Raw genomic sequence first — 21,913 nt, forward strand, 5'->3', positions numbered from 1 at the left:
CTCTACAAGCGCGCGACCTCGCTCGGCGGCGTCGAGAGCCTGATCGAGCACCGCGCCTCCATCGAGGGCCCCGGCACGCCCTGCCCGGCCGATCTCCTCAGGCTGTCGACCGGCATCGAGGATATCGACGATCTCTACGACGATCTCGACCAGGCCCTGAAAGCCGGCCACCGCTGAGGAAAGGTCACGGCCAGATCGTCTTCGCCCTGGCGAGATAGCGCGTCCGCTCGGCGAGGCCGTTGCGGCCGCCATTGATCAGCCTGGTCACGGCGACGACGTCGTCGGCATCCGCCGCCGCATCGAGCTCCCGATCCTTCCAGTAGGCGAAGGCGACGGCGAGCGAGACGGCCGGCTCCTTCGCCCGCTCGGGATCGGCTTCGAGATCGATCCCGAGGATGCGGCCGAAGCGGCGGTAATTGGCCCGGCCGGTGAGCTGGAAAATGCCGCGGCCATGATAGCGCACGCCGTCGCCGGCCTGGCTGTTGCCGAGATCCGCGCGCCCCTCGTAGCGCAGGAAATAGGCCGCGCCGCCATATTCCTCCAGCGTGCGGAAGCCATCGGTCTCGTGTGCCGCCTGGGCGAGGAAATGACAGATGCGCAGACGCGCGGCGAGGCCGCCATGCTGCGCGAGCCGGTCGAAATCGCGCGCGATGCCGGCGACGATGTCGGGCCTCGCCCTGGGCGCCAGCATCCGCAGGCGCGCCTGCGTCACCGAGAGGGCGGAAGCCGGGGGCGAGCCGAAGATGGATGAGGCGAAACCCTTGAACGACATGGACGACCTTCCTGCGGGAAGGCCATCATCGCCGCTTGGGCGGATGCGGGGATAAGTCTGCGCCCGGCGTTAGCCGCTGACGGCGACATACTCCTTCTCGATCGAGGAGGAATGGATCTCGTGATCGAAGCCGTAAATGTGGATCGAGATCGCCTCGCCCGGTCCGAAATTGCGCATGCGGTGAATATTCGGGCCGCTCGGCAGCATGCAGGCAACATAGCCGGGCGTGCGATGCTGCTCTTCCGTCGCGATGGCGCGGCTGTCGTCGATGGCACGATACCAGGTCTCGGTCACGGTGCCGGAAACGACGCCGAAGCAGCAGGAGCAGTGATGGTCGTGGATCGAGGTGGCCGAGCCCTCGCCCCAGACCATGGCCCAGACGCTGACGCCGCCGTCGCCGGCAAGCAGGTTGCGCGCATAACCGCCGGGCGTGCGCTTGAGCGGCAGGCGCTGGATCACATCCGGCATGGCGACGAGCTCGCGCAGGACTTCGCGCGCGGCGGCGAGATAATCACGGCTCTGCGTGCCCTCGTTGCTGCGCAGGCTGCGAAGGACCGCGCCACGGCGCTCGGCGCTGAGAAAACCCTGCATGCTCTTCCCCTCTCGCTGCATGTGAGGGAATCGTAGCGGCAGGCCGCGGAAAGCAGTTTGCAAAGATCGAGAATTTTCTTCTCCTTGCGGAATATTTTACCCCCATGGAGCTTTAGATTGGAAAATTCTGAATGATAGATCGTATGGTGCGGCAGGAGATTCCGATATTATGGGAGCGGTGGTGTGGCCAAGCTGGATCCGTTCGACCTGCGCATCCTGGAGCGGCTGCAGGAGGATGCGAGCCTGCCGCTCGCGGAGTTGGCGGAGGCGGTCGGCCTCTCGACCTCGCCATGCTGGCGGCGGGTGCAGAAGCTGGAGGAGGGCGGCTTTATCAAGCGGCGAGTCGCCCTGCTCGACCGGCAGAAGCTCAAGGCCGGCGTCACGGTGTTCATCGCCGTGAAGACCGCACGCCATTCGATGGAATGGCTGGAGCGTTTTCACCAGGCGGTTCACGATCTGCCCGAGATCGTCGACTTCTACCGGATGAGCGGAGAGATCGACTATCTGCTCAAGGCCTATGTCTCCGACATCGCGGCCTATGACGCGCTCTACAAGAAGCTGATCTCGCGCATAGACCTCAGCGACGTGACTTCGATGTTCGCGATGGAAGAGTTGAAATCGACGACGACGATCCCACTCGGCTTCGCCGAGACCTGACGCAAAAAAGGGAGCGGCGGACCGCTCCCTTTTCCCCAAGCGAACCGTCGAGACGGTGGCTGTGATCAGAACTTGTAGGTCACGCCGGCGCCGATCAGCCAAGGATCGATCTTGACCTTGCCGGAGACGAGGCCGTTGTTGACCTTGACCTTGGGCTCCAGGAAGATCTTCTTCACGTCGAAGTTGATGCCCCAGTGCTGGTCGATCATGTAGTCGAAGCCGGCCTGGAGGGCGAGGCCGAAGGAATCCTTCAGGTCGAACGAGGTGAAGCCGCCCTTGGCCTTCTCGTTGAAGAACACCGTGTAGTTCACGCCAACGCCGAGATAGGGCTTGAAGGCGCCGAAATTGGTGAAGTGGTACTGCAGCATCAGCGTCGGCGGCAGCAGCCAGGCCGAGCCGATCTTGGCTCCGGCGAGCGAGCCGGCGCCCTTCACATTGTGCGGGGTGACGCCGAGGATGAGCTCGACCGCGATGTTCTTGGTGAAGAAGTAGCTGATGTCGAGTTCGGGGACGAGCGAGTTCGAGATGTCGACCTTGCCTCCGACGACGGGCGCGCCGCCGATGTGCAGGCTCGCCTTCTCCTGCGGGATCACGGCCAGCGCGCGGCCGCGGATCATCCACGGGTTCCACTGCGTCATGATCGGCGCGATCGGCGCCGCCTTGGTGGAGGGCAGGTCGGCCGCATGGGCGGTGGTGAGCGCGGTCGCGCCCAGCAGCGCGGCGGCGAGAGAAAGACGGATCGATTGCGTGGTCATGGCGGCAGCCCCAGAGGTGATGGGCTTTTGCCGCCAGTTCCTGCGACGCAGCCCGTGCCGCCATCAGCGCGCATTCGGGTGCATCGGGTTTGATAAAGATCAAATCATCCGGTCATGGAACCGGGCTGTCGCATTCATGCCACAGTCCGGTCAGCCCTTCGCCACCTTCTGATAATCCTTCACATCGGAGAAAGTGACGTCCGGCGCGCGCTCGGCATCGTATTTCAGCGTGAACTGCGACGAGGCCATGAAGACAGGATCGCCGTCGAGATCGTCCGCCATGGCCGAGGGCTTGAGCCCGACGAACTTCGCCAGCGCCGCCTTGTCGTCCGAGGAGACCCAGCGGGCAATGGAGAACTGGCAGGGCTCGAAATCGACGGGCAGCGAGTATTCGGCGTCCATGCGCTCCTTCAGCACATCGAGCTGCAGCGCCCCGACGACGCCGACGATCGCCGGCGCGCCGTCATGCGGCAGGAAGAGCTGGACCACACCTTCCTCGGCCATCTGCTGCAGCGCCTCGCGCAGCTTCTTGGCCTTCATCGCGTCCTTGAGCTTGACGCGGCGCAGGATTTCCGGCGCGAAGCTCGGCACGCCCTTGAAAACGATGTCCTCGCCCTCGGTCAACGTGTCGCCGATGCGCAAAGTGCCGTGGTTCGGCAGGCCGACGATGTCGCCGGCATAGGCCTCCTCCGCAATCGAGCGATCGCGGGCGAAGAAGAACTGCGGTGCGTTGAGCGGCATCGGCTTGCCGGTGCGGACGAGCTTCGCCTTCATGCCGCGGGTCAGCTTGCCGGAGCAGACGCGCATGAAGGCGATGCGGTCGCGGTGGTTGGGGTCCATGTTCGCCTGGATCTTGAAGACGAAGCCGGTCATCTTCGGCTCGCCCGCCTCGACCGGGCGCTTGTCGGCGACCTGCGCACGCGGGCTCGGCGCATAGGCGCCGAGGGCGTCGATCAGGTCGCGGACGCCGTAGTCCCGCAGGGCCGCGCCCCAGTAGAGCGGCGTCAGGTGCCCCTCCCGAAACGCTTCGAGGTTGAACGGCTTCAGGCCCTCGGCGGCCAGGAACACCTCCTCGCGCCAGGTATCGGCGCCGCCATTCGGCAGCAGCTCGTCGAAGAACGGGTCGTCCCAGCCGTTGACGCGCTTGTCCTCGGCGTTCTCGTCGCCCTTCTGGTTGCGGCGGAAGGTGTTCGTCTTGAGGTCGTAGGTGCCGGCGAAGTCGCGCCCACGGCCGACGGGCCAGGTCATCGGAGCGACATCGAGCGCCAGCGTGGTCTCGATCTCGTTGATCAGGTCGAACGGGTCGCGCGTCTCGCGGTCGACCTTGTTGATGAAGGTGACGATCGGGATGTCGCGCAGGCGGCAGACCTCGAACAGCTTGCGGGTCCGATCCTCGATGCCCTTGGCCGCGTCGATCACCATGACGGCGGAATCGACGGCGGTCAGCGTGCGGTAGGTATCCTCCGAGAAGTCCTCGTGGCCCGGCGTGTCGAGCAGGTTGAAGACGTGGCCGCCATATTCGAAGGTCATCACCGAGGTGACGACCGAGATGCCGCGCTGGCGCTCGATCTTCATCCAGTCGGAAGAGGTCTGGCGGCGGCCCTGCTTGGCGCGCACCTCGCCCGCGAGCTGGATGGCGCCGCCGAAATAAAGCAGCTTTTCCGTCAGCGTCGTCTTGCCGGCGTCCGGGTGCGAGATGATCGCGAAGGTGCGCCGGCGCGCATGCGGCGCGGCATCCTGGTTCGAAAGATCGGTCATGGCGCGCTTGAAGACGGAAGGGGGCGGGAAGTCAATCGTGGGGCCGGGCAGGCCCGGTCGTCATTGCGAGGAGCCGAGCGACGGGGCGATCCAGGGGGACGCGGAGCTCCGCCGCTCCCGGATCGCGTCGCTGCGCTCGCAATGACGGGTCTTGAAAGGGCGTACGGATCAATTCTTCAGCCGATAGCCGGTCCGGAAGATCCAGCCGATCGCCGCGATGCAGCCCACCAGGAAGACCAGCGTCATACCCAGGCTGATGCCGATGCCGACATCAGCCACGCCATAGAAGCTCCAGCGGAAGCCGCTGATGAGGTAGACGACCGGGTTGAACAGCGTGACCTTCTGCCAGAAGGGCGGGAGCATCGCGATCGAGTAGAAGGAGCCGCCGAGGAAGGCGAGCGGCGTCACGATCAGCAGCGGAATGACCTGCAGCTTCTCGAAGCCGTCGGCCCAGATGCCGATGATGAAGCCGAACAGGCTGAAGGTCGTTGCCGTCAGCACCAGGAAGAGCAGCATCATCGCGGGGTGCTCGATCCTGAGCGGGACGAAGAAGCCCGCCGTGAGCAGGATGATGAGGCCGAGCAGGATCGATTTCGACGCGGCCGCGCCGACATAGGCGATCACCGCCTCCCACCAGGCGACGGGGGCGGAGAGCAGTTCGTAGATCGTGCCGGTGAATTTTGGGAAATAGATCGCGAAGGAGGCGTTGGCGATACTCTGGGTGAGCAGCGAGAGCATGATCAGCCCCGGCACGATGAAAGCACCGTAGGGCACGCCGTCGATCGACTGCATGCGCGAGCCGATCGCCCCGCCGAAGACGATGAAATAGAGCGAGGTCGAGAGAACCGGCGAGACGATGCTCTGCAGGGGCGTGCGCCAGGTGCGGGCCATCTCGAAACGGTAGATCGAGGCGATGGCGCGCAGGTTGAGCCGCATGGATGTCTCGTTCATGCGCGCTCCTTGACGAGGCTGACGAAGATGTCCTCGAGCGAACTCTGGCTGGTGCTGAGGTCGCGGAAGCGGATATCCGCCTCGGCCAGCCCCTGCAGAAGCGTGGTGATGCCGGTGCGCTCGGCCTTGGTGTCGTAGGTGTAGACGATCTCGTCGCCGGCAGCCGACAGTTTCAGGCCGAAATCGGACAATGCCGGCGGCAGGGCCGCGAGCGGCTGCTGGAGCTGCAGGGTGAGCTGCTTCTTGCCGAGCTTGCGCATCAGCTCGGTCTTGTCCTCGACGAGGATGATCTCGCCTTTCGAGATGACGCCGATGCGGTCGGCCATCTCTTCGGCTTCCTCGATGTAATGCGTCGTCAGGATGATGGTGACGCCGCTCTCCTTCAGCCGGCGAACCATCTGCCACATGTCCTGCCGCAGCTCGACATCGACGCCCGCGGTCGGCTCGTCGAGAAAGAGGATGCGCGGCTCGTGCGCCAGCGCCTTGGCGATCAGGACACGGCGCTTCATGCCGCCCGAGAGGCGGCGGATCTGGGTGTCCTTCTTGTCCCAGAGCGACAGGTCCTTCAGCACCTGCTCGATGTAAGCAGGGTTCTTCGGCTTGCCGAACAGGCCGCGGCTGAAGCTCACCGTGCTCCACACCGTCTCGAAGGCGTCGGTGGTCAGTTCCTGCGGCACCAGCCCGATGGCCGAGCGCGCCGCGCGATAATCGTCGCGGATGTCATGGCCGTCCGCCAGGACGGTGCCGGTGCTGGGCGTCACCAGCCCGCAGATGATGCTGATCAGCGTGGTCTTGCCGGCGCCGTTGGGGCCGAGGAGGGCGAAAATCTCGCCCTGCCTGATCTCGAGATCGACCGCTTTCAGGGCGCTGAAGCCGGTCGCATAGGTCTTCGACAGGTTCGAGACCGAGATGATAGGCGGTGCGGGCATGGCGGGGGACCGTGCGGTGTGGGCAGCGGGACGTCGGGCCCGTCATGTGGCGATGAAGTGCGATGCCGCAAGAGGGAGACCGGTTGGCGCAAGAGCGAGACGGACTGTCGCCACGGAACGGGGCCGAGAGGCGCAACGAAAAAAGCCGGGCCATTGGCCCGGCTCCGGTCGTGCGTGCTGCCGCCCTTATTTCATGAAGAACCAGAGCAGGACGATGATCGGGATCGGAACGCCCAGCAGCCAGAGAAAAATAGAACGCATTGTGCAGCACCCCGTCTGACGAAATCGATGCTTCGGCAACGCCTCCACGCGGGGAAAGGTTCCTAGCGCTCCGGCGCCCCAGTGCTGCTGGCCCAAGCCGGTACATAGCCGTGGGCGAGCGCCGACAGCGTTGCCGGGGGTGTCAGCACGACCGCTTCCCCGGCGGGCCTCGATCGCTGCGCGCCGTAGCCGTATGGCGACCAGGCGAGAGCGACCGCGCCGCGCAAGGCGAGGAAGCCTGAGCCTTCAGGAGCGAGGATCATCGCTCCGTCCGGGAGGGTCTCGGCGGGAAGACGGTGGGTCCGCTTGTCTCGCCCCTCCCGCCGCTCCCGGTCGAGGATGGCGTCGATCTCGGGGAAAAGCGGCGTGTGCCGCAGGCCGAGGCCACGCATCAGCGCCTCGCGGTAGGCAAGCGCATCGGTGCGGCGGCATTCCATGCAGGGGCGGTGGCCGGCGGCGAGCGCCGTCACCTCGTCGCAGAAGAAGAGTTCGGTGTAGCCGCTGCCCCAGACCTGCCGGCGGCGTCCCTTGAAGGACAGCACGCAGCAGAGCCACTGCCGGCTCGCCTGGATGCGGCGCGGCAGGGCCTGCCGCCCAGGGTGGTGAAAGCGGCCGCCGCGGTTTCCGAGAAAGAGGCCTCGCGCGGGGTCGGCGAAGAGTGAGCCATCGGGCTTTACGCGGTTGGGAAGGGGCATGCAGCCTCCGTCGAGCCGGCCTGTCGCAGCCATCCAATAGCGCTCGAACCTTGCCGAAAGGCGGCAGCAGGTTGCGCTGCGCTTTCGGCGATCCCGGCAGGCTCCTCTTAACGCTAAGCCCAACTCTGCGGCGACCTCTAAGAACTTGGCAGTACTTTCGGTTGCATCCCTGAGCTCACGAACGCAAGCGGAGCCGGAACGCCCGGATGAATTCCTATACCCCCCTGATCCTGTTCACGGTGCTGACCAATGCCGCCGCGCAGCTGATGCTGAAGCGGGGCATGAGCGGGCTCGGCGGCTTCGACCTCGCGACGGACGGGCTCCTGGGCACGGTGTTCCGCGTGGTCTTCAACCCCTTCGTCTTCGCGGGCCTGTGCACCTTCGTGGTCAGCATGGCCTCGCATCTGATCGTCCTGTCGAAGGTCCAGATCAGCTACGCCTATCCCTTTCTGAGCCTCGCCTATGTCGTGGTCGCGGCCTACGCCTATTTCGTCTTCCACGAGGATCTGAGCGCGGCGCGTCTCGCCGGCATCGGCTTCATCGTGGTTGGCACCATCTTCATCGCACAGAGCTGAGGGCATCATGGATCTGATCGTACGTCTCTTCCTGCGTCTCGGCGCCCTGCTCGAGCCGCGGCCCGCGCCGCAGCCCATCCCCATCCGCGTGAAGAGCGCGAGGGGGCCGCGATGAAGCACGTCATCATCGGCGGCGACGGGTTCGTCGGCGCCCGGCTCGCGGCCGATCTGGTGGCGATGGGCGAGGCGGTGGTCGTCGCCGACATCCAGAAGAGCGCCCATCCGCACTATGCCAAGGTCGCGTTCCAGCGCATCGATGTGACGGTTCCCGAAAGCGTCGAGAGCATCGCGCTGTCGCCGGATGACGTGGTCTACAACCTCTCTGCCAAAATGCTCTCGCCCATCGTGACACGGGCGGAGCGGCACGATTTCTTCTGGCCGGTGAATTATCACGGCACGCAGAACATCCTGAGCTGGATGGAGAAGCGCGGGGCGACACGCCTCGTCCACTTCACCACCGACATGATCTACGGCCATTCCGTCACGGTTCCGCAGGACGAGACCCATCCAGCGCAGCCTCTCGGCGAATATGGCGAAAGCAAGCTCGCGACGGAGCGGCTGGCGGACGAATATCGCGCCAAGGGGTTCCGTATTCCGATCTTCCGGCCGCGGCTGATCATCGGCCCTGGCCGCCTTGGCATCCTGGTCAAGCTGTTCAGGCTGATCGACATGAACCTGCCGGTGCCGATGATCGGGTCGGGCAAGAATCCCTACCAGTTCATCTCGGTCTTCGACTGCGCCAGCGCCTGCATCGCGGCCTGGAAGGCGGGCTTCCCGAACGAGGCCTACAATCTCGGCTCGGACGATCCGCCGCCGGTGAGAAAGCTGCTCGGCGACCTGATCAAGCATGCCGGCTCGAAATCGATCCTGCTGCCGACGCCCGCGCCGCTGGTGAAGCTGACGCTCGATGCGCTCGATGCCGTGAACATGCCGATCATGGACCCGGAGCAGTACAAGATCGCCGACGAGATCTGCATCCTCGACACCTCCAAGGCCAAGCGCGAACTGGGCTGGCATCCGCAATATCGCGACGAGGACATGCTGCTCGCCGCCTACACCGAATATCGCAAGGCCAAGGAGGCGCCCGCCCCGGCCAGCAGGAGCCTCGCCGCATGAGCATGCCCGCCTTCAAGGATGACAGCCCCGTGGCGCAGCGCCCGAAGCTCTATACGGTCGAGCAGGCCAAGGAACTCGATGCGGCGACGGTGAAGGACCTGTTCGCGGCCCATATCAACCCCGGCCAGCTGCATTTCCTCAAGCTGCTCGGCTTCGACAAGATCCTCGTCGATCGCGCCGAGGGCATGCACTACATCACCAGGGACGGCCGCAAGATCCTCGATTTCTTCGGCGGGTTCTGCTCGGTCGCCTTCGGTCACAACCATCCGCGTATCGTCGCGGCGCGGAAGACATTCCAGGACGAGAACCGCCATGAGATCTGCATGGCCTTCATGTCGCAATACGCCTCCGCGCTCGCGGCCAATCTCGCCGCGATCTCGCCCGGCGATCTCGACATGGTGTTCCTCGGCTCGACCGGGTCCGAAGCCATGGAAGCGGCGCTGAAGGTCGCCGAGCAGGCGCAGGGGCCGGGCAAGTCCAAGATCCTGCATGCCGCGAACTCGTTCCACGGCAAGACGAAGGGCGTGCTCTCGGTCACGGATTCGACGCTCTACCAGTCGCAGTTCAAGCTGGTCGAGAACCGGGTCAAGGTGCCCTTCGGCGACATCGAGGCGGTGCGTCAGGCGCTGGAAAGCGATCCGTCGATCGGCATCGTCGTCATGGAGACCATCCAGGGCGGCGGCGGCATCGTCGAGGCGCCGCTGGGCTTCTGGCGGGAGCTGCGCGCGCTCTGCGACAAGCATGGCGTGCTCTGGGTCGCCGACGAGGTGCAGTGCGGTCTCGGCCGCACCGGCCAGTTCTTCGCCTTCGAGCGCGACGGCGTGGTGCCGGACGTGACCGCGCTCGCCAAGGCGCTCGGTGGCTCCAAGGCCGCGATGGGCGCGATGATCGCCCGGCGCGAGATCTACATGAAGGCCTATGGCAAGCCCAAGACCGCGCTGATCCATGCCCAGGCGACGTTCGGCGGCATGGGCGAGGCCTGCATCTCGGCGATCGAGGGGCTGAACGTCCTCTATGACGAGGACCTGATGGGCAATGCCCAGCGCCAGGGCGACTATCTGCTCGAGCGGCTGAACGCGCTGCGGGTCAAATATCCGAACCTGCTCAAGGAAATCCGCGGCCGGGGCCTGATGATCGGCGTCGAGTTCCAGGACATCAGCGAGACCATGCCCTTCGGCGTCAAGCATATGGTGGCGCTGCTCGACGACAAGCTGAAGGGCTCGCTCTGCGGCTTCGTCGGCGCGCTGCTGCTGAAGGAACATGACGTGCTCGTGGCCTTCACCGAATACAACCGAAACGTCATCCGGCTGGAGCCGCCCCTGATCGTCACGCGCGAGCAGTGCGACCAGTTCATCGCGGCCTTCGAGGACGTGCTGTCGCGCGGCGTCACCGGCATCGTCACCGGCTATCTGCGCAAGATCGCCGCCGCCAAGGGCTGACGGCGGAAGCATCCGCAACGAAAGAGGCCGGCTCGCGCCGGCCTTTTTGAGTTTCAGGGTCTCGAAACAGGGTGGCCCTGGCAGGCTCAGTAGTAGCCGCAGACCCGGCGGTAGCCGATGACGTTGCCCCAGCGGTCGAACCGCTCGACGAGGTCGCAGGAGCGGACCGGGCCAGGATCGTAGGCATAGGCCGGGCGCGTGGCTCCGGCGATGATGGCGCCGGCCGCCAGCGCGCCGACCACACCGGCGCCGACGCCCCACCCGCCATAGCGGTAACCCCAGCGCGGGCGCGCCTCGGCCGCCGAGGCGAAGACAGTGGTGGCCAGGGTCGCTGCGGCGAGGGTCGCGGTCAGCGTCTTGCGGAACGTCGTCATGCTCGTCTCTCCCGATCGATGCGAGAGCGAGACATTCGCTCTCCATGCCGATTGGTCGCGACGGGATCAGGATCGGTTCAAAGCCGGTCGTGATTATTTGCGGAGGGCTCAGGGAGCCGAGACGCGGCGCCAGAAATCCGACGCGAAGGCCGGGTCGAGATGGGCGGAGAAATTCTGCCATTGCGGGAAGGAGGCCCGGAAGGTCTGCGCCGGCATGCGCGCGTCCTTGTAGGGATTGACCCGGCCTCCGGCATCGAGCGCGATGCTGTCGAGCTCGGCCAGCAGGGCATCGGTGCGCGCGCCGCGATAGGGGAAGTCGAGCGTCAGGGTCGCGCCCGGGATCGGAAACGACATCAGCCCGGGGGATGGCCTGTCGCCGAACAGCTTCAGCACGGTGAGGAAGGAGGCTTCCCTTGCAGCGTGCGTCCGGCGCAGCATCGTCTCGACGGCTTCGCGCGCCGCGCTCATCGGCACGGCGCACTGGAACTGCCGCAGGCCGCGCGGGCCATAGGCGCGGTTCCAGTTCCGCACGCCGTCGAGCGGATAGAAAAAGGGGCCATAAGGCACCTGCCGGGAGGCGCCGTCTCGCGGTTGGCCGAGCCGGTAGGCGTAATTGAACGCGGCGAGCGTCGCGCGGTTGATCAGCGAAAAGGGCGGCTTCAGCGGAAAGGGCAGGCTGCGTGCGGACTCCGCCCGCAGCGGTCCGGGCTGGCTTGCATGGTTGGCGCGGAAGAGGACGCCCCTGCCGAAATGCCGGCCGCCGGCGAGCGAGTCGATCCAGGCGACGGTGTAGGCGTGGCTGGCATCCGATTCGGCGGCCAACGCGAAGAAGCGGTCGAGCCCGTCGAAATGCAGCGTCTCCTGCGCCATCAGGGTGGAGCGGATCGGGACGAGCTGCAGGGTGATCTGCGTGACGAGCCCGGTGAGGCCGAGGCCGCCGATGGTGGCCGAGAAGAGCCCGGGGTTCACGTCCGGTGCGCAGAGCAGGCGATGCCCATCGGAGCGCATCAGCTCGAAGGCGCGGACATGGCATCCGAAGGTGCCGGCCCCGTGATGGTTCTTCCCATGGACATCGTTGGCCAGTGCCCCGCCGATGGTGACGAAGGCGGTGCCGGGCGTGACCGGCGGGAACCACCCGGCCGGGACCGCCGCATCGAGCAGCTGCGCGATGGTGAGGCCCGGCTCGCAGGTGACAAGCCCGGTCTCGCGGTCGAAGGCGAGGATGTCGCCGAAGTTCCGGGTGTCGAGCAGCGTGCCGTTCGATATCAGGCAGGAATCGCCATAGGAGCGGCCTTGGCCATGGGCGAGCACGGGGTTCCGAAACCGCTCGGGATGGGCGACCCAGTCGCGCGCCTCGACGACCCGGCTGTCGCGGCCGGCCAGTCCGCCCCAGGAGCGGTAGGATGAGGGCGCGGCGGTCACGGAAGCAGCGTCGCCGCTACCATGATCGCAACCACCACCAGCCCCATGAGCTGACTGCGCCAATCGCTGATCATGAAGACGAGCGGGTCGTCCGGCATCTGTCCGCGGCGGGCGAGAAACCAGATCCGGGCCATCTGGTAGAGGATGATCGGGCAGACGAGCCAGATCAGCTCCGGGTGCCGGTAGAGCTGCTTGACCGCGGCGCTGTCGACATAGAGCGCCATGATCAGCGCGCAGGTGCAACCCGACGCCATGCCGAGCTGCGACAGGGCCTCGATATCCTCCGCCTGATAGCCGCGGCCGGCCTTCTTGAGGCCGGACTGGTCCTGGGTGATCCGGAGTTCGGCATAGCGCTTCACCAGCGCGAGGCTCAGGAACAGGAACATCGAGAAGGCGAGAAGCCAGGACGAGACCGGCACGCCGGCGGCGGCATTGCCCGCCAGGATCCGCAGCGTATGCAGCGCGGCCAGGCCCAGCACGTCGACGAGGAGCTTGCGCTTCAGGAACAACAGATAGGCCAGCGCCAGGAAGAGATAGGTCGAGAGCGCCAGCAGGAAATGCGTCGGCTGCGAGACGAGGAAGGACAGGGCGAAGGCGGCGACGAGAAGCAGCGGAACCGCGGCATAGGCCTGCCCCACGGTGATCTCGCCCGCAGCCAGGGGGCGCTTGCACTTCGTCGGATGGCGGCGGTCGGCCTCGATATCCTTGACGTCGTTCAGCAGGTAGATCGCCGATGCGATCAGGCTGAAGGAGACGAAGGCGACGGCGCCACTCAGGAGAGCGCCCGGGTCGAAGACATCGTGGTTGAGGAAAACCGGGACAAAGACCAGCCCGTTCTTCAACCAGTGATGCGGACGCATCGCCCTGATCAAGGCGGCTAAAGACATGCCCCGGCCCGTGCTCCGACCCCTCGCCGCCGGCACCGCGCACAGCAACGGCCGGTTGTACCGGCGCGGGAGTTGTCGTCCGGGAAGTCCTAAGCCGAGGTGCACGCGCTGCGCGGGCGTGCCGGATTTGACCGGCGTGATTAACGCCCGCTTGCCGCGCTCCGCCGGTCTTCAGGCTTTCGCAGCGCCGGCCGCTGCGTCGATATTGGCGACGAGTTCGACATCGAGCCCCAGCGCGCCGGCCAGGCCAGCGAGAAAATCCTTCTCCGCCGGCGTGTCCGGATCGATGGCGAGGCGCGCCGCCGCATAGATCTGCGTCGCGAGCTCGGGACTTGCGGCCGCCTCAACGAGTGCATCGATCGATGCCGGCTGCGCCATTTCCGCGGCGAGCCATTGATGCGCCTCGGCATCCAGCCCGGCTTCCTTGAGGCCGGCGAGGATGGTGTTGCGTTCCGTGGCGTCGATCTGGCCATCGGCGGCCGCGGCAGCGATCATCGCCCGGATGAAGGTCAGCGCGGTGCTGTCGCTCGCAGCCTGGGGCTCGAAGCCGGTTCCGGCCGGCGCGGGCAGGATGGGCTGCTGATTGGCGTCGAGCAGCGGCTTGCCGGCCTGATAGCTCTGATAGGCCTTATAGGCGAGGCCGCCGATCAGGGCGATGCCGCCGAGCTTGGCGGCCGACATCGCGACGGAACGCCCGCTCTTCGAGCCGAAGACGAGCGCGCCCAGGCTGCCGAGCGCGACGCTGGCGAGCTGGGGATTGTTGGTGAAGATGGTCCTGGCTTGCGCCAGCAGCTGGTCGGCGCCGGAGCCGCCCGCGCCTGGGGTGGCCGCAGGCTGGCCGCCGGCCTGGCGTGCGGCATCGCCGACGCCCTGCCTGGCCTGCGTCAGGATTTGCCCGGCCAGATTGCCGAGGCCGCCGGAGCGCTGGACCTGATCGGCCAGTCCACCCAGCAAGCCGCCGAGGCCGCCCTGCTGGCCACCTGGCTGGCCGGCTTGAGTGTTGTTACGAGCCGCTTGGCTGCCCGCGCTGACAAGAGCGTCGAGCAGTGATTTTGCATTGAACATCTCGGATTCCCCGCCTCAGTCGGGCGCTTCGCGTTGCTGCTGGAACAGCCATGCGAAAGAGGCATGACGATGGCACGACTGTGCCAGCGTCATTCCGAGCTGTGGTTAGCGATCCCTTACGGGCGTTTCCGGCACTGGCGTCTTCGGGCCCTTGCCCTCGAACCACGAGACGAGGTTGTCTACCAGGAGCTGGCCCATCTGCTCGCGGGTGTGGACCGAGGCCGAGCCGACATGAGGCAGCAGCACGACATGGTCCATGGCGATGAGGTCGGCCGGCACGCGTGGCTCGTCCTCGAAGACATCGAGACCGGCCGAGAGGATCGTCTTGTCCTGCAGTGCCTTGATGAGCGCCGCCTCATCGACCACCGTACCGCGGCCGACATTGACGAGGATGCCGTTGGGGCCCAGCGCCTTCAAGACCTCGGCATTGATGATGTGATGGGTCGAGGCCCCGCCCGGCGCGACAGAGATCAGCGTGTCGACATCGGCGGCCATGTCGATCAGCGAGGGATAGTAGCGGTAAGCCACGTCGGCCTGGCGCGAGCGCCCATGATAGGCGACGGGCAGGCCGAAGGCTTCCAGGCGATGGGCCACGGCCTTGCCGATGCGGCCGAGGCCGACGATGCCGACCGAGCGCTTGCGCAGCGAGGTGGTGAGCGGATAGGCGCCCTTCAGCCACTTGCCTTCGCGCAGATAGCGGTCGACCTGCGGAAGCTGGCGGACCGTCGCGAGAAGCAGGCCGATGGCGAGATCGGCGACCTCGTCGGTCAGCACGTCCGGTGTGTTGGTGACGATCAGGCCGCGCCTGCCGGCCTCCGCCGCATCGACGTGATCGTAGCCGACGCCGAAGCTGGAGACGATCTCGAGCTTCGGCAGCGCATCGAACAGCGCGGCATCGACGCGGTTGTGCCCGCCGCCGGCGGCGACTCCGCGGACGCGGTCGGCAATCTCGCGCAACAAGGCATCGCGGTCCGCGGCCTTCCAGAGCTCGTGAACGACGAAGCGCTCCTTCAGCTGATCGGCGGCGTACGCCATCAGCGGGCCAGTCATGACGATCTCGGGAGCATTGGAAGAAGCCATGGTCGCGTATCCAGAGGTTGGGCAGGCTTGGACGTTGCCTGCACGGGATTGAATCGATTAAATTCAGCTTATGCGCCAGCGGGGCCGATTGTCATCCCGCCGCAGTGCCGAGCCGCCTCGCGGAGAGACGTCTGCGCGAGCCCTATTTAGTATGCTTTATTCGGGCGATCTTCGCTTCCGGCACCTCGCTGCCGAGGGATGCGAGGGTGGTGTTGAGGCTGTCGATGACCAGCCCGGCCATGCGTGCCGCCGCCAGATCGCCGTCGCGCTCGACGATCGCCGTCAGCACATGCTCGTGGTCGGGCAGGGATTCCACATAGGCGGCCTCGTCGCCGGTCTTCAGCAGCATCGACCATTGCAGCGTCGCGGCGACCGCGCTGGCGAGGCATTGCAGGGCGGCGTTCTGGGCCGCGGCGAAAATCGCCTCGTGGAAAGCAAGGTCGGCGCGGATCGTCACCTCGGCATAAGGCGGGTTCTCGACCATGCCGCGATAGGCCGCCTCGATCCGGGCGATGTCGGCGGCGCTGCGGCGCTGGGCCGCCAGACGCGCCGCGCTCGGCTCGACGAAGCGGCGCAACTCGAAGAGATCGCGGATGAATTTCTCGTTCGGATCCGCCTCCAGATGCCAGGAGAGAACGTCGGGATCGAGCAGGTTCCAGCGCTCGCGCGGCGCGGCGCGGGTCCCGCTGCGCGGCCGGGCCTCGACCAGGCCCTTCGCCGTCAGGACCTTCACGGCCTCGCGATAGGCGGTGCGCGAAACGGAAATATCGGCCCGCAGATCGTCCTCGTTGGGGAGCAACTCACCGGCATGAATCCGCCCCGAAATAATCGCCACCGCGAGTTTCTGGGCGACCTGACCGAAAAGCCGGTCCTCATTCAGCGTCGTGGGACGCGAGAAGTCTCGAATCCGCATGCCGGCACGCCCCCCATCATTTTCTCGGGCCTGTTCCGGGCGGCGCAGATCGACCTTTGCCCCGCTTGACAGGCTTTCTCTAATCGTATGACTTTATCGCAGGGACAGGCGGAGACAACTCTGCCCTTGCATCATTCGGTCACAAGAAGCCGATCGTAAGCGTCGCGTCAGCGATGAGGGAACGGAAACAGGGTAGGAAGCATGGCATCAGTGCAGATTGCCGATGTGCGCAAGGCCTATGGCTCGACGCAGGTCATCCATGGGGTCGACATCGACATCGACGATGGCGAGTTCGTCATTCTCGTCGGCCCCTCCGGCTGCGGGAAATCGACCCTGCTGCGGATGATCGCCGGGCTCGAGAATATTTCCGGCGGCGAGATCCGGATCGGACCGAAGGTGGTGAACGACGTTCCTCCGAAGGAGCGCGACATCGCCATGGTCTTCCAGAACTACGCGCTTTATCCGCATATGACGGTCGCCGACAACATGGCGTTCTCGATGAAGCTGCGGAAGGCGCCCAAGGCCGAGATCGAGGAGCGCGTCGGCAAGGCGGCCGGTATTCTCGGACTCGACAAGCTGCTCGATCGCTATCCCCGCCAGCTCTCGGGCGGCCAGCGCCAGCGCGTCGCCATGGGCCGCGCGATCGTGCGCGATCCGCAGGTCTTCCTGTTCGACGAGCCCCTCTCCAACCTCGACGCCAAGCTGCGCGTGCAGATGCGGACCGAGATCAAGGAGCTGCACCAGCGCCTGAAGACCACCACGGTCTATGTCACGCACGACCAGATCGAGGCCATGACCATGGCCGACAAGATCGTCGTGATGCATGACGGCATCATCGAGCAGATGGGCGCCCCGCTCGACCTCTACGACAAGCCGGTCAACCTGTTCGTCGCGGCCTTCATCGGCTCGCCCTCGATGAACCTGCTCAAGGGCAGGATCACATCGGCCGGCTTCGAGACCGAGGGCGGGGTGGTGTGGCCGATCGGCGAGCGACCGGCGAATGCCGATGGCCGGCCTGCCGTGTTCGGCATCCGGCCGGAGCACATCCATCTCGACCCGAACGGGCTCGAGGCCGAGGTCGTCGTCATCGAGCCGATGGGCTCGGAGACGCAGGTCGTCGTCCGCTGCGGCGGGCAGAACCTGACCTGCGTCTTCCGCGAGCGGATCACCGCCAAGCCCGGCGAGACCATCAGGATCACGCCGGACATCAAGGTCACGCATCTCTTCGATGCCGAGACCGGCAAGCGCCTGTGACGGGCGGCCCGTGTCAGGGCCGCAACGAGCGACCGACGTTCGACTGAAACGTGCATGACGGGGAGCCAATGTAGCTCCCCGCGGCTCTCATGGAGGAGACCCTAAGGATGACCATTTCGAGACGTGACGTATTGATCGGCGGCGCGGGCCTCGCGGCAGGCGCCACCCTCCCGCTGGCCCCGTCCATCGCGCAGGCCAATATCGAGAAGGGCGCGACGCTGCGCGTGCTGCGCCCGACGAAGTTCGTCGATGCCGACCAGACGATGTTCGACGAGAACACCGCGGCCTTCACCAAGGCGACCGGCGTGCAGGTCCGCGTCGACTATGCCGGCTGGGAGGATCTGCGGCCGCAGACGGCGGTGACCGCCAATACCGGCGCGGGCCCCGATGTCGTGGTCGGCTGGGCCGACGATCCGCACATCTTCTCCGACAAGCTGGTCGACCTGACCGATGTCGCGCAGGATCTCGGCAAGAAATATGGCGGCTGGTACCCGGTCGCCGAGAAATACGGCAAGAAGGACAAGACCGAACAATGGGTCTCGATCCCGATGGGCGGCTCGGGCGGCCCGGCCGTCTATCGCGAATCGCACATCAAGGAAGCCGGGTTCGACACCTTCCCGAAGGATCTCGACGGCTTCCTCAAGCTCTGCCGCAAGCTCAAGGAGCAGGGCCACCCCGCAGGCTTTGCCCTCGGCAATGCGGTGGGTGACGGCAACTCCTTCTGCAACTGGCTCGTCTGGACCCATGGCGGCTACATGGTCGACGAGAACAACAAGGTCTCGATCAACTCGAAGGAGACGGTCGAGGCGCTGAAATACGCCAAGGCACTCTACGAGACCTTCATCCCCGGCACGCTGTCCTGGCTCGATATCAGCAACAACAAGGCCCTGTCGGCGGGTGAAATCTCGCTGACGCAGAACGGCGTCTCGCTCTACTTCTCGATCAAGAACTCCAAGGACGAGAAGACCGCGGCGATCGGCAAGGACCTCAACCACGCGACGATGCCGGTCGGCCCGCTCGGCCGCCCGTCGGAGCCGGCGCTGGTGATCAATGCCATGGTGTTCAAGCACACCAAGTTCCCGAACGCCGCCAAGGAATATCTCCGTTTCATGATGGAGAAGGACCAGTACGACAAGTGGCTGACGGGCTCGTCCGGCTATTGGACGCAGCCGCTGAAGGCCTATGCCCAGAGCAAGGTCTGGCAGAGCGATCCCAAGATCGTGGTCTACCGCGACACCTGGGAGCGCGCGCTCTGGAGCGGCTACAAGGGTTCGATCAACGAGGCCGCCGGCACCGTCAACGCCGAATACGTCGTCGTGAACATGGTCGCTTCCGTCTGCGCCGGACAGGCGACGCCGGAAGAGGCTGCCCGCGAGGCCGAGCGCCGCGCCAAGCGGTACTACAAGGCCTGATTACGGTCTGAGCCAGGCCACCGCCTGTCGGTCGCCTTAAGTCATCGCCGCCGCGTCCTCTTCGATGCGGCGGTGAACGTTCCCTTTTTGCCGTCACATCGGTCCACCGAAAAGCTCCTTCGCGCTCTTCGGTTCGATAAGACAGCCGACCCGAACGCGAGGGCGCCATGGCCGCAGCTGCCGCCGATCCGCGAACGGTCCACAGCCTGCAACACAACTGGCTCGTGAGACTGTTCGACTACAAGCCTTTCCTGATCTTCATCTGCCTGCTGCCGGCGGCTGCCTTCCTGCTCGTCTTCCTCAGCTATCCGCTGGGCCTCGGCATCTGGCTGGCCTTTACCGACACGCGCATCGGCCGGCCGGGCAGCTTCATCGGCCTCGAGAACTTCGTCTCGCTGCTGGAAGACCGGGTGTTCATCACCTCGGTCTGGAACACGCTGCTCTATACGGGCCTCGCGACCTTCGGAAAATTCGCGCTCGGCCTCTGGCTGGCGCTGCTCCTGAACAATCACCTGCCGATGAAGTCGCTGCTGCGGGCGATCATCCTGATTCCCTGGATCGTGCCGACGGTTCTCTCCGCCATCGCCTTCTGGTGGATCTACGACGCCCAGTTCTCGATCATCTCCTATGTGCTCGTCGATGTTCTGGGGTGGCGCGACACCTATATCGACTTCCTCGGCCAGCCCTGGCCGGCACGCTTCTCCCTGATCGCCGCCAATATCTGGCGTGGCATTCCCTTCGTCGCGATCAGCCTGCTGGCGGGCCTGCAGACGATCTCGCCCTCGCTCTACGAGGCGGCGATGCTGGACGGCGCCAATGCCTGGCAGCGCTTCCGGCATGTCACCTTCCCGATGCTGATGCCGATCCTGGCGGTGGTGCTGACCTTCTCGGTGCTGTTCACCTTCACCGACTTCCAGCTCGTCTATGCGATCACCCGCGGCGGGCCGGTCAATGCGACGCATCTGATGGCGACGCTGGCCTTCCAGCGCGGCATTCCGGGCGGGCAGCTCGGGGAGGGTGCCGCGATCGCCGTCGCGATGATCCCGTTCCTGATCATGGCGACGCTGTTCAGCTATTACGGCCTGTCGCGGCGCAAGTGGCAGCAGGGGGAAGCCAATGACTGATCACGCCGCCACCGCCACCCGCCCCGCGCTGGTCGATAAGGAGAACAGCGGCGTCATCGACTGGTCGTCCGGCCCGCGGCGCTTCATCATGCTCTATCTGCCGCTGTCGGTGTTCGTCTTCATCCTGCTCTTCCCGTTCTACTGGATGGCGATCACCGCCATCAAACCGAACGGGGAGTTGCTCGACTACAAGGCCAACAACCCCTTCTGGGTGAAGTCGCCGACCCTCGAGAACATCAACAAGCTGCTGTTCCAGACCGATTATCCGCAATGGCTCTGGACGACGATGATGGTCGCGACGGTGGCGACGGTGCTCTCGCTGTTCTCCAGCGTGCTCGCGGCCTATGCGATCCAGCGGCTGAAGTTCAGGGGCTCGCAATATGTGGGTCTGGCGATCTATCTCGCCTATCTGGTGCCGCCCTCGATCCTGTTCATCCCGCTGGCGACGCTGATCTTCCAGTTCGGCCTGTTCGACTCGCCGCTGGCGCTGATCCTGACCTATCCGACCTTCCTGATCCCGTTCTGCACCTGGCTGCTCATCGGCTACTTCAAGTCGATCCCCTATGAGCTGGAAGAATGCGCGATGATCGACGGGGCGACGCGGCTGCAAACGCTGCGGAAGATCACGCTGCCGCTCGCCATGCCAGGCCTGATCTCGGCCGGCATCTTCGCCTTCACCCTGTCCTGGAACGAGTTCATCTATGCGCTCGCCTTCATCCAGTCGGCGGAGAAGAAGACGGTGCCGGTGGCGGTGCTCACCCAGCTCGTCGAGGGCGACGTCTATCATTGGGGTTCGCTGATGGCGGGGGCGCTGCTGGGCTCCATTCCGGTCGCAATCCTGTATTCCTTCTTCGTCGACTACTACGTCGCCTCGCTGACCGGCGCGGTGAAGGAGTAGGCGCCTCCGGCGTCGCCGGAGGACGGAGCCAATCATCGCGGGCATGGCGCGAGCCGTGCCCGCCCGCTTTCGAGGCCTGCCATGTCCGAACCGATCTCCACCGTCGCCTTCATCGGTCTGGGCGCGATGGGCGCGCCAATGGCGGAGAACCTCGTCAAGCGGCAATTCCGCGTCCGCGGTTTCGACATGCGAGAGGCGGCCCGGCAGGCTCTGGCCGCCGCGGGTGGCGCTGCGGCCGGGAGCGCCGCCGCCGCAGCGGAAGGCGCCGATGCCCTCGTGCTGATGGTGGTCAATGCCGCGCAGGCGCGCGCCGTGCTGTTCGAGGCCGGGGCGCTCGCGGCGCTGGCGCCGGGGGCGAGCATCATCCTGATGGCGACCTGCCCGCCAGGCGAGGCCGAGGCGATCGGGGCGGAGGTCGTGAAAACCGGGCGGCATTTCATCGATGCGCCGGTGTCAGGCGGCGTCAACGGCGCGCGCAACGCGACGCTGACGATCATGGTCGGAGCACCTTCCGACAGCTTCGCGCGGGCAAAGCCGGTGCTCGATGCGCTTGGCGACAAGGTCTTCCATGTCGGCGAGAAGGCCGGGCAGGGCGCCACGGTGAAGACCGTCAACCAGCTTCTCTGCGGCGTGCATATCGCGGTCGCGGCCGAGGCGCTGTCGCTGGCCGAGAAGGCGGGCATCGACGGCCGCCTGCTGTTCGAGATCATGGGCGGCTCGGCTGCCTCCTCCTGGATGCTCAAGGATCGCGGCCCGCGCATGCAGGATCAGGAGCCGATGGTGGCGAGCGCGGTCGACATCTTCGTCAAGGATCTCGGCATCGTGCTCGATGCCGGCCGCTCGGCCAAGGCGGCGCTGCCGCTGGCGGCCGCGGCGCACCAGATGTTCCTGGCGGCGTCCGGGCTCGGCCACGGCGCCCGCGACGACAGCCAGGTGGTGCGGGCCTATCGCGCGCTCAACGCCAAGCCCGCAGGCGATGCCTGAA

23 protein-coding genes are annotated in these 21,913 nt (G+C 65.8%); 10 read left to right on the plus strand and 13 right to left on the minus strand.

The annotated features are described in order from the left end of the window. Positions 1-177 (plus strand): PLP-dependent transferase (locus tag BW981_RS09260; protein WP_175624050.1); only part of this gene is annotated, 177 nt, incomplete at its 5' end. 7 nt (positions 178-184) lie between these two features. Here BW981_RS09260 and BW981_RS09265 read toward each other — a convergent pair. Both BW981_RS09265 and BW981_RS09270 read right to left on the minus strand, forming a co-directional pair. Then, entirely contained in the window at positions 185-772 is a 588-nt protein-coding gene (locus BW981_RS09265) for a glycoside hydrolase family 19 protein (RefSeq protein ID WP_076438408.1), read from the minus strand. Positions 773-841: 69 nt separating this feature from the next. Beyond that, complete coding sequence (locus tag BW981_RS09270) at positions 842-1,363, minus strand: cysteine dioxygenase (protein WP_076438410.1); 522 nt, start codon at positions 1,361-1,363, stop codon at positions 842-844. Positions 1,364-1,555: 192 nt separating this feature from the next. On the opposite strand from BW981_RS09270, the gene BW981_RS09275 reads away from it, so the two are divergent. Beyond that, positions 1,556-2,020, plus strand: coding sequence for an Lrp/AsnC family transcriptional regulator (locus BW981_RS09275; RefSeq protein ID WP_076438927.1), 465 nt, complete (start codon positions 1,556-1,558; stop codon positions 2,018-2,020). Between the two features lie 65 nt (positions 2,021-2,085). Here the strand turns inward: BW981_RS09275 and BW981_RS09280 are convergent, their stop codons facing one another. The 5 genes from BW981_RS09280 to BW981_RS09300 form a co-directional block, all read right to left on the minus strand. Further along, positions 2,086-2,775: an OmpW/AlkL family protein gene (locus BW981_RS09280; protein ID WP_076438411.1), complete on the minus strand. Its 690-nt coding sequence runs from the start codon at positions 2,773-2,775 to the stop codon at positions 2,086-2,088. Between the two features lie 150 nt (positions 2,776-2,925). Beyond that, positions 2,926-4,533, minus strand: coding sequence for a peptide chain release factor 3 (locus tag BW981_RS09285; protein ID WP_076438413.1), 1,608 nt, complete (start codon positions 4,531-4,533; stop codon positions 2,926-2,928). Positions 4,534-4,701: 168 nt separating this feature from the next. Further along, a complete protein-coding gene (locus tag BW981_RS09290) occupies positions 4,702-5,484 on the minus strand; it encodes an ABC transporter permease (protein ID WP_210188656.1) in 783 nt (260 codons plus the stop codon). Next, positions 5,481-6,413: an ABC transporter ATP-binding protein gene (locus tag BW981_RS09295; RefSeq protein ID WP_076438415.1), complete on the minus strand. Its 933-nt coding sequence runs from the start codon at positions 6,411-6,413 to the stop codon at positions 5,481-5,483. The genes BW981_RS09290 and BW981_RS09295 overlap by 4 nt, the downstream gene beginning before the upstream one ends. A gap of 323 nt (positions 6,414-6,736) precedes the next feature. Continuing rightward, entirely contained in the window at positions 6,737-7,369 is a 633-nt protein-coding gene (locus tag BW981_RS09300) for a hypothetical protein (RefSeq protein ID WP_076438931.1), read from the minus strand. A 206-nt stretch (positions 7,370-7,575) separates the two neighbouring features. On the opposite strand from BW981_RS09300, the gene BW981_RS09305 reads away from it, so the two are divergent. The 3 genes from BW981_RS09305 (at position 7,576) to BW981_RS09315 (ending at position 10,499) form a co-directional block, all read left to right on the plus strand. Further along, on the plus strand, positions 7,576-7,944 hold the full coding sequence (locus BW981_RS09305) for a DMT family transporter (protein WP_076438417.1): 369 nt from the start codon (positions 7,576-7,578) through the stop codon (positions 7,942-7,944). 111 nt (positions 7,945-8,055) lie between these two features. Continuing rightward, the gene (locus BW981_RS09310) at positions 8,056-9,060 is read left to right on the plus strand and encodes an NAD-dependent epimerase/dehydratase family protein (RefSeq protein ID WP_076438419.1); all 1,005 of its coding nucleotides are present in this window, start codon (positions 8,056-8,058) and stop codon (positions 9,058-9,060) included. Further along, the gene (locus BW981_RS09315) at positions 9,057-10,499 is read left to right on the plus strand and encodes an aspartate aminotransferase family protein (RefSeq protein WP_076438421.1); all 1,443 of its coding nucleotides are present in this window, start codon (positions 9,057-9,059) and stop codon (positions 10,497-10,499) included. Before BW981_RS09310 ends, BW981_RS09315 begins: the two co-directional genes overlap by 4 nt. Before the next feature lie 86 nt (positions 10,500-10,585). On the opposite strand, the gene BW981_RS09320 is transcribed toward BW981_RS09315, so the two are convergent. The 6 genes from BW981_RS09320 to BW981_RS09345 all read right to left on the minus strand — a co-directional run bounded on the left by BW981_RS09320 (position 10,586) and on the right by BW981_RS09345 (position 16,240). After that, positions 10,586-10,873, minus strand: a complete 288-nt coding sequence (locus tag BW981_RS09320; protein ID WP_076438423.1) for a hypothetical protein — start codon at positions 10,871-10,873, stop codon at positions 10,586-10,588. Between the two features lie 108 nt (positions 10,874-10,981). Further along, entirely contained in the window at positions 10,982-12,295 is a 1,314-nt protein-coding gene (locus tag BW981_RS09325) for an FAD-binding oxidoreductase (protein WP_076438424.1), read from the minus strand. Beyond that, positions 12,292-13,182, minus strand: a complete 891-nt coding sequence (locus BW981_RS09330) for a UbiA family prenyltransferase (protein ID WP_083712255.1) — start codon at positions 13,180-13,182, stop codon at positions 12,292-12,294. The genes BW981_RS09325 and BW981_RS09330 overlap by 4 nt, the downstream gene beginning before the upstream one ends. 171 nt (positions 13,183-13,353) lie before the next feature. After that, on the minus strand, positions 13,354-14,247 hold the full coding sequence (locus BW981_RS09335) for a tellurite resistance TerB family protein (RefSeq protein WP_076438427.1): 894 nt from the start codon (positions 14,245-14,247) through the stop codon (positions 13,354-13,356). Between the two features lie 105 nt (positions 14,248-14,352). Then, a complete protein-coding gene (locus BW981_RS09340; protein WP_076438429.1) occupies positions 14,353-15,327 on the minus strand; it encodes a 2-hydroxyacid dehydrogenase in 975 nt (324 codons plus the stop codon). A 142-nt stretch (positions 15,328-15,469) separates the two neighbouring features. Beyond that, complete coding sequence (locus tag BW981_RS09345; protein ID WP_076438430.1) at positions 15,470-16,240, minus strand: FadR/GntR family transcriptional regulator; 771 nt, start codon at positions 16,238-16,240, stop codon at positions 15,470-15,472. 201 nt (positions 16,241-16,441) lie between these two features. On the opposite strand from BW981_RS09345, the gene ugpC reads away from it, so the two are divergent. The 5 genes from ugpC to BW981_RS09370 all read left to right on the plus strand — a co-directional run bounded on the left by ugpC (position 16,442) and on the right by BW981_RS09370 (position 21,912). Beyond that, positions 16,442-17,494 (plus strand): ABC transporter ATP-binding protein, encoded by a 1,053-nt coding sequence (gene ugpC / locus BW981_RS09350; RefSeq protein ID WP_076438432.1) that lies wholly within the window; start codon positions 16,442-16,444, stop codon positions 17,492-17,494. 107 nt (positions 17,495-17,601) lie between these two features. Next, complete coding sequence (locus BW981_RS09355) at positions 17,602-18,906, plus strand: ABC transporter substrate-binding protein (RefSeq protein WP_083712256.1); 1,305 nt, start codon at positions 17,602-17,604, stop codon at positions 18,904-18,906. A gap of 167 nt (positions 18,907-19,073) precedes the next feature. Then, positions 19,074-20,030 carry a carbohydrate ABC transporter permease gene (locus BW981_RS09360; protein ID WP_076438436.1) on the plus strand — a complete coding sequence of 319 codons (957 nt, stop codon included), beginning with the start codon at positions 19,074-19,076 and terminating at the stop codon, positions 20,028-20,030. Then, the gene (locus BW981_RS09365) at positions 20,023-20,928 is read left to right on the plus strand and encodes a carbohydrate ABC transporter permease (RefSeq protein WP_076438439.1); all 906 of its coding nucleotides are present in this window, start codon (positions 20,023-20,025) and stop codon (positions 20,926-20,928) included. Before BW981_RS09360 ends, BW981_RS09365 begins: the two co-directional genes overlap by 8 nt. 81 nt (positions 20,929-21,009) lie before the next feature. Further along, the gene (locus tag BW981_RS09370) at positions 21,010-21,912 is read left to right on the plus strand and encodes an NAD(P)-dependent oxidoreductase (protein WP_076438441.1); all 903 of its coding nucleotides are present in this window, start codon (positions 21,010-21,012) and stop codon (positions 21,910-21,912) included. The last annotated feature ends 1 nt before the right edge of the window (position 21,913 follow it).

Source organism: Allobosea sp. TND4EK4, assembly GCF_900156025.1.
In the GTDB taxonomy this organism is placed as follows: Bacteria; Pseudomonadota; Alphaproteobacteria; order Rhizobiales; family Beijerinckiaceae; genus Allobosea.

Excerpts from the sequence above, each read along its gene's own strand:
- BW981_RS09265 (WP_076438408.1), bottom strand. The coding sequence starts at position 772 with ATGTCGTTCAAGGGTTTCGCCTCATCCATCTTCGGCTCGCCCCCGGCT.
- BW981_RS09370 (WP_076438441.1), top strand. The coding sequence starts at position 21,010 with ATGTCCGAACCGATCTCCACCGTCGCCTTCATCGGTCTGGGCGCGATG.
- BW981_RS09305 (WP_076438417.1), top strand. The coding sequence starts at position 7,576 with ATGAATTCCTATACCCCCCTGATCCTGTTCACGGTGCTGACCAATGCC.
- BW981_RS09270 (WP_076438410.1), bottom strand. The coding sequence starts at position 1,363 with ATGCAGGGTTTTCTCAGCGCCGAGCGCCGTGGCGCGGTCCTTCGCAGC.
- BW981_RS09360 (WP_076438436.1), top strand. The coding sequence starts at position 19,074 with ATGGCCGCAGCTGCCGCCGATCCGCGAACGGTCCACAGCCTGCAACAC.
- BW981_RS09315 (WP_076438421.1), top strand. The coding sequence starts at position 9,057 with ATGAGCATGCCCGCCTTCAAGGATGACAGCCCCGTGGCGCAGCGCCCG.
- BW981_RS09300 (WP_076438931.1), bottom strand. The coding sequence starts at position 7,369 with ATGCCCCTTCCCAACCGCGTAAAGCCCGATGGCTCACTCTTCGCCGAC.
- BW981_RS09330 (WP_083712255.1), bottom strand. The coding sequence starts at position 13,182 with ATGTCTTTAGCCGCCTTGATCAGGGCGATGCGTCCGCATCACTGGTTG.
- BW981_RS09310 (WP_076438419.1), top strand. The coding sequence starts at position 8,056 with ATGAAGCACGTCATCATCGGCGGCGACGGGTTCGTCGGCGCCCGGCTC.
- BW981_RS09335 (WP_076438427.1), bottom strand. The coding sequence starts at position 14,247 with ATGTTCAATGCAAAATCACTGCTCGACGCTCTTGTCAGCGCGGGCAGC.
- BW981_RS09280 (WP_076438411.1), bottom strand. The coding sequence starts at position 2,775 with ATGACCACGCAATCGATCCGTCTTTCTCTCGCCGCCGCGCTGCTGGGC.
- BW981_RS09285 (WP_076438413.1), bottom strand. The coding sequence starts at position 4,533 with ATGACCGATCTTTCGAACCAGGATGCCGCGCCGCATGCGCGCCGGCGC.
- BW981_RS09355 (WP_083712256.1), top strand. The coding sequence starts at position 17,602 with ATGACCATTTCGAGACGTGACGTATTGATCGGCGGCGCGGGCCTCGCG.
- BW981_RS09295 (WP_076438415.1), bottom strand. The coding sequence starts at position 6,413 with ATGCCCGCACCGCCTATCATCTCGGTCTCGAACCTGTCGAAGACCTAT.
- ugpC (WP_076438432.1), top strand. The coding sequence starts at position 16,442 with ATGGCATCAGTGCAGATTGCCGATGTGCGCAAGGCCTATGGCTCGACG.
- BW981_RS09345 (WP_076438430.1), bottom strand. The coding sequence starts at position 16,240 with ATGCGGATTCGAGACTTCTCGCGTCCCACGACGCTGAATGAGGACCGG.
- BW981_RS09290 (WP_210188656.1), bottom strand. The coding sequence starts at position 5,484 with ATGAACGAGACATCCATGCGGCTCAACCTGCGCGCCATCGCCTCGATC.
- BW981_RS09320 (WP_076438423.1), bottom strand. The coding sequence starts at position 10,873 with ATGACGACGTTCCGCAAGACGCTGACCGCGACCCTCGCCGCAGCGACC.
- BW981_RS09365 (WP_076438439.1), top strand. The coding sequence starts at position 20,023 with ATGACTGATCACGCCGCCACCGCCACCCGCCCCGCGCTGGTCGATAAG.
- BW981_RS09340 (WP_076438429.1), bottom strand. The coding sequence starts at position 15,327 with ATGGCTTCTTCCAATGCTCCCGAGATCGTCATGACTGGCCCGCTGATG.